Origin of the sequence: Acidiphilium sp. (genome assembly GCF_049977125.1) — a bacterium.
GTDB lineage: Bacteria > Pseudomonadota > Alphaproteobacteria > Acetobacterales > Acetobacteraceae > Acidiphilium.
Window position 1 is genome coordinate 1 of the sequence record NZ_JBMFGY010000215.1, and the last position, 3,882, is coordinate 3,882.

Below are 3,882 nucleotides of genomic sequence, written 5' to 3' on the forward strand. Positions count from 1 at the left end.
CCTCATCGCACAGCGGTGCCATGCGACATACATCACCTCAGTGTCCATCAATAAACGATCATCATCATTTCCTGTGGCATACGCTTCGACAACCTCATTCCGACGTCCCTCCGTCATCGCTCCCGCACCATCACGCACCGAACAAGGGGTAACCGCCGGTACTGTGCCGCGCGAAAAATAGCGTCGAATCGGGGCGAAACGAGTGAATGAACGGCCGAGCCATCCTAAAGGATTTCCTAAACCTTGCGCGCGATCGGAGCCACAAACTGCGGTTCCGTATCCCAAGGAAACAAGATCCAGGTATCCTGGGACACTTCCGTAATGAATGTATCGACCAGCATCTTGCCCGCAGGCTTCGCATAGACCGTGGCAAAATGCGCGTTCGGCAATAGCGCCCGCACCTGACGCGCCGTTGTGCCCGTATCGACGAGATCATCGATAATGAGAAATCCGGTGCCATCGCCCGCTGCGCTTGGTGGCTTGGTGATGCGTGGCTCGCCGCGCTCTTCCTCGTCATAAGTAACGATCGAGACGGTTTCGATCAATCGACACTCTAATTCACGTGCGATAATCGCCGCCGGGATCAACCCGCCTCGAGTGATTGCAACGATACCGCGAAACGGGGACATCGTGTTCAGTCGCCATGCCAGCGCCTTAGAATCTCGATGCAACTGATCCCACGACACGACGTAATAGTGCTGCGCCATCAGAAAAGTTTTCCCCCTGCAGGCACTTCAAAATCAGGCCGGATCAACACCACCGCCCCATCCGCGTCCGGCATACCCAGCGTCAAAACTTCGGATACGAAAGGTCCGATCTGGCGGGGTGGAAAATTAACCACAGCACATACCTGCCGCCCGATCAGGCGATCCGGCGTGTAATGAACGGTCACCTGTGCCGAAGACCGCTTTACGCCGAGATCTCCCCCAAAATCGATCCATAATTTAATCGCCGGTTTGCGTGCCTCAGCAAACGCCCGAGCATCCACAATAGTGCCGACCCGGATATCGATCCGCTCAAAATCGCCATAGCTCACGGTTTCATCGCTCATACCCCGGCATTGGCCAGAGTTCTCGACTTGTCAACCGCAGAGAGCGGTGCAACAAATCTCGGAATACGCAAAGCAACAGAGCAAGAGGCCACATGCGCGATTTTCACAGTCCAGGCCGCAGCGCCGTCTATGCGCGGCGCGCCATGGCGGCGACATCGGTGCCTGCAGCGACCCTAGCCGCAATCGATTCGCTGCGTGCCGGCGGCAATGCGCTCGACGCCGCAATCACCGCTGCGGCCACACTTGCCGTCATTGAGCCGCAATCGACCGGAATCGGCGGCGACTGTTTCTGCCTCTATAAAAAGGCTGGCAACGCGGACGTGATCGCAATGAACGGATCTGGTCGCGCGCCGGCCGCTGCCACGATCGATTATTATGAGGCCCACGGCATTACCAGCCTCGAGCCGACGTCACCCCACACTGTCACCATCCCCGGCGCGGTCAGCGCTTGGGAGACGCTGCTCGCAGCCCATGGCAAGCGTGATCTTGCCGCCGCCCTTTCACCTGCCATCCATTACGCTGAGGCCGGATTTGCGGTATCGCCGCGCGTTGCGTTCGACTGGGCCAACACCGTCGACAAGCTGCGTAAAACCGGAGCCGACAGCCTCCTGCCTCACGGGCAACCGCCTACCGTTGGTACTGTCATCACCCAGCCTGAGCTGGCTGCAACGTTGCGGGCCATTGCCCGCCATGGGGCCAAGGCCTTCTACGAGGGCCCGATTGCCGCCAGCATGGTTGCCGAACTCCGCGCCCGTGGTGGGTTGCACACAGAGGCCGATTTCGCCGAGGGCCGCACCGCAGCCCAATTTGTCGCCCCGATTAAACGCGATTTCGATGGGCTGACCATCTGGGAATGTCCTCCCAATGGGTCAGGGATCCTCGCGTTGATGCTGCTCGGAATTCTCGAAGGCTTCGGTGCCGCCCCCGACGGACCGCTCGGTCCAATTCGCATGCATCGCCACATCGAGGCTGCCCGCCTGGTCTATCGTGACCGCGATGCCATGCTCGCCGACCCCGACCATTCGTCGATCCCGGTGGATCACTTGCTCAGCGATGGTTATCTGACTTCATTGCGACGACTGATCGACGATGAACAAACGATACCGGTAATGCCCCGAGCCGGTGAGGCGTTGCTGCCGCTCCACCGGGACACCGTCTATCTCTGCGTTGTCGATGAGGCCGGCAATGCCTGCTCCTTCATCAATTCCACCTATGAAAGCTTCGGCTCCGGTATTCTTGCCGGTAATACCGGCGTCGTCCTCCATAACCGAGGTCTCGGTTTTCGGCTGGAACGTAACCACCCCAATTGCATCGCTCCCCGAAAGCGTCCGATGCACACCATCATCCCGGGAATGGCGACGCAAGACGGCCATGCCGTCATGCCGTTCGGCGTTATGGGTGGGCATTACCAACCGATGGGTCAGTCATGGCTGCTTACCAACCTGCGCCAGTACGGACTCGACCCGCAAGCCGCACTCGACCTGCCCCGCGTCTTTCCTTACGCTGGCATTGTTGAAGTTGAACCCACAATACCCAAAGCTACGATTGAGGGATTGGTCTCCCGTGGTCATAATATTTCATACACATCGCGACCGCATGGTGGAGGTCAAGCTATTCTAATCGACTTCAAACGCGGAATTCTCATCGGTGGATCCGACCCACGAAAGGATGGTTGCGCCCTTGGCTTTTAAAAAATCAACTAAAAGGTACTAGCCGTCGCATCTCCGTATCCCATAGGGCCAAGCGGGCACATTTCAGGCTAGACCAGAACGTAAGACGCGGTGATGCCTGAAAGACGGGATTGGCTTCGTGGCACGCGCGCAGCCTGTAGTTCGGAATGCGGCTGGAAAGATGGTGGATGTGATGAAACCCGATGTTTCCCGTCATCCAATGCATTACACGCGGCAGATCGTAAAACGAGGCGCCCTTGAGAGCAGCTGTTTGAAAATCCCAATTCGCTTTTGGTTCCCAATAAGTATTCTCGAATTGGTGCTGGATGTAAAATAACCAGACTCCGATGGTGGCAGCCAGCACCATCATCGGCAACCAAGCCACCAGCACGGCAACCGGCCCTAGGGTCAAAACTAGAGAAACTAACATAATAGCGAGAGCCGCGTTAGTTCCAAGAACACTCAACCAATCACGCCAGCGTCGGCGTGGATCGCCAGATGGAATACGATTGCTGATCAAGAACAGCCAGATCGGTCCGAACCCGAACAGAACAAGCGGATGGCGATATAATCGATACTGAAGTCGGCGCCAGCGTGACAGTGCGTTATATTCAGGAACTGTCAATGTCGTGACGTCACCAATACCACGCCGGTCCAGATTGCCTGTATTGGCGTGGTGCACAGCATGGGCACCGCGCCAAGCGGTGTAAGGAGTCAGCGTTAGAACGCCGAGCACTAAACCTAGCGCGTCGTTTGCCCACTTCCGGGCAAAGAACGAGCCATGACCACAATCGTGTTGTAACATAAATAAGCGCACTACAAGAACCGCGCCTATCGGCAACAACAGAAGTCCAGCCCAATAGCCATTATTAATTGCGACGAGCATCAAACCCAACGCTACAACGAACGGCAATAATGTGCCCACAAGCTGCAGCACTGCGAGCTTCGTGTCAGGCTTCAGATAGGGTGCGACCATCGGGCGCCAGGGCAGATCATTTGACATTTAGAGTTTGCTATCTCCGTATCTGGCAGAGGGTTCGATACCAAAAGCCATTAAACCAAAGCAAGGTCTATAGGACGAATAACCCACCCTTGTCGAATATGACTGCGGCGGCTCCGATTTTTTGGACAGGTGTTTAAGCTAAGGCTGACCGGTCGAGA

Annotated in this window: 4 protein-coding genes; 1 reads left to right on the top strand and 3 read right to left on the bottom strand. The window is 56.6% G+C overall.

Annotation, left to right across the window (positions count from 1 at the left end):
• Window positions 1-236 precede the first annotated feature (236 nt).
• Together gpt and ACP5E6_RS16905 are read right to left on the bottom strand one after the other, a co-directional pair.
• Entirely contained in the window at window positions 237-707 is a 471-nt protein-coding gene (gpt, locus tag ACP5E6_RS16900) for a xanthine phosphoribosyltransferase (RefSeq protein ID WP_427956131.1), read from the bottom strand.
• Window positions 707-1,051, bottom strand: a complete 345-nt coding sequence (locus ACP5E6_RS16905; protein ID WP_427956133.1) for a tRNA-binding protein — start codon at window positions 1,049-1,051, stop codon at window positions 707-709. The genes gpt and ACP5E6_RS16905 overlap by 1 nt, the downstream gene beginning before the upstream one ends.
• 92 nt (window positions 1,052-1,143) lie before the next feature.
• Between ACP5E6_RS16905 and ACP5E6_RS16910 the strand changes: the two genes are divergently transcribed.
• Window positions 1,144-2,742, top strand: coding sequence for a gamma-glutamyltransferase family protein (locus tag ACP5E6_RS16910; protein ID WP_427956135.1), 1,599 nt, complete (start codon window positions 1,144-1,146; stop codon window positions 2,740-2,742).
• A gap of 4 nt (window positions 2,743-2,746) precedes the next feature.
• Here the strand turns inward: ACP5E6_RS16910 and ACP5E6_RS16915 are convergent, their stop codons facing one another.
• Window positions 2,747-3,724 carry a fatty acid desaturase gene (locus ACP5E6_RS16915; RefSeq protein WP_427956138.1) on the bottom strand — a complete coding sequence of 326 codons (978 nt, stop codon included), beginning with the start codon at window positions 3,722-3,724 and terminating at the stop codon, window positions 2,747-2,749.
• Window positions 3,725-3,882: the final 158 nt, after the last annotated feature.

Bases quoted from the DNA above. Each gene is read 5' to 3' on its own strand.
- gpt (WP_427956131.1), bottom strand. From the start codon at position 707: ATGGCGCAGCACTATTACGTCGTGTCGTGGGATCAGTTGCATCGAGAT.
- ACP5E6_RS16910 (WP_427956135.1), top strand. From the start codon at position 1,144: ATGCGCGATTTTCACAGTCCAGGCCGCAGCGCCGTCTATGCGCGGCGC.
- ACP5E6_RS16905 (WP_427956133.1), bottom strand. From the start codon at position 1,051: ATGAGCGATGAAACCGTGAGCTATGGCGATTTTGAGCGGATCGATATC.
- ACP5E6_RS16915 (WP_427956138.1), bottom strand. From the start codon at position 3,724: ATGTCAAATGATCTGCCCTGGCGCCCGATGGTCGCACCCTATCTGAAG.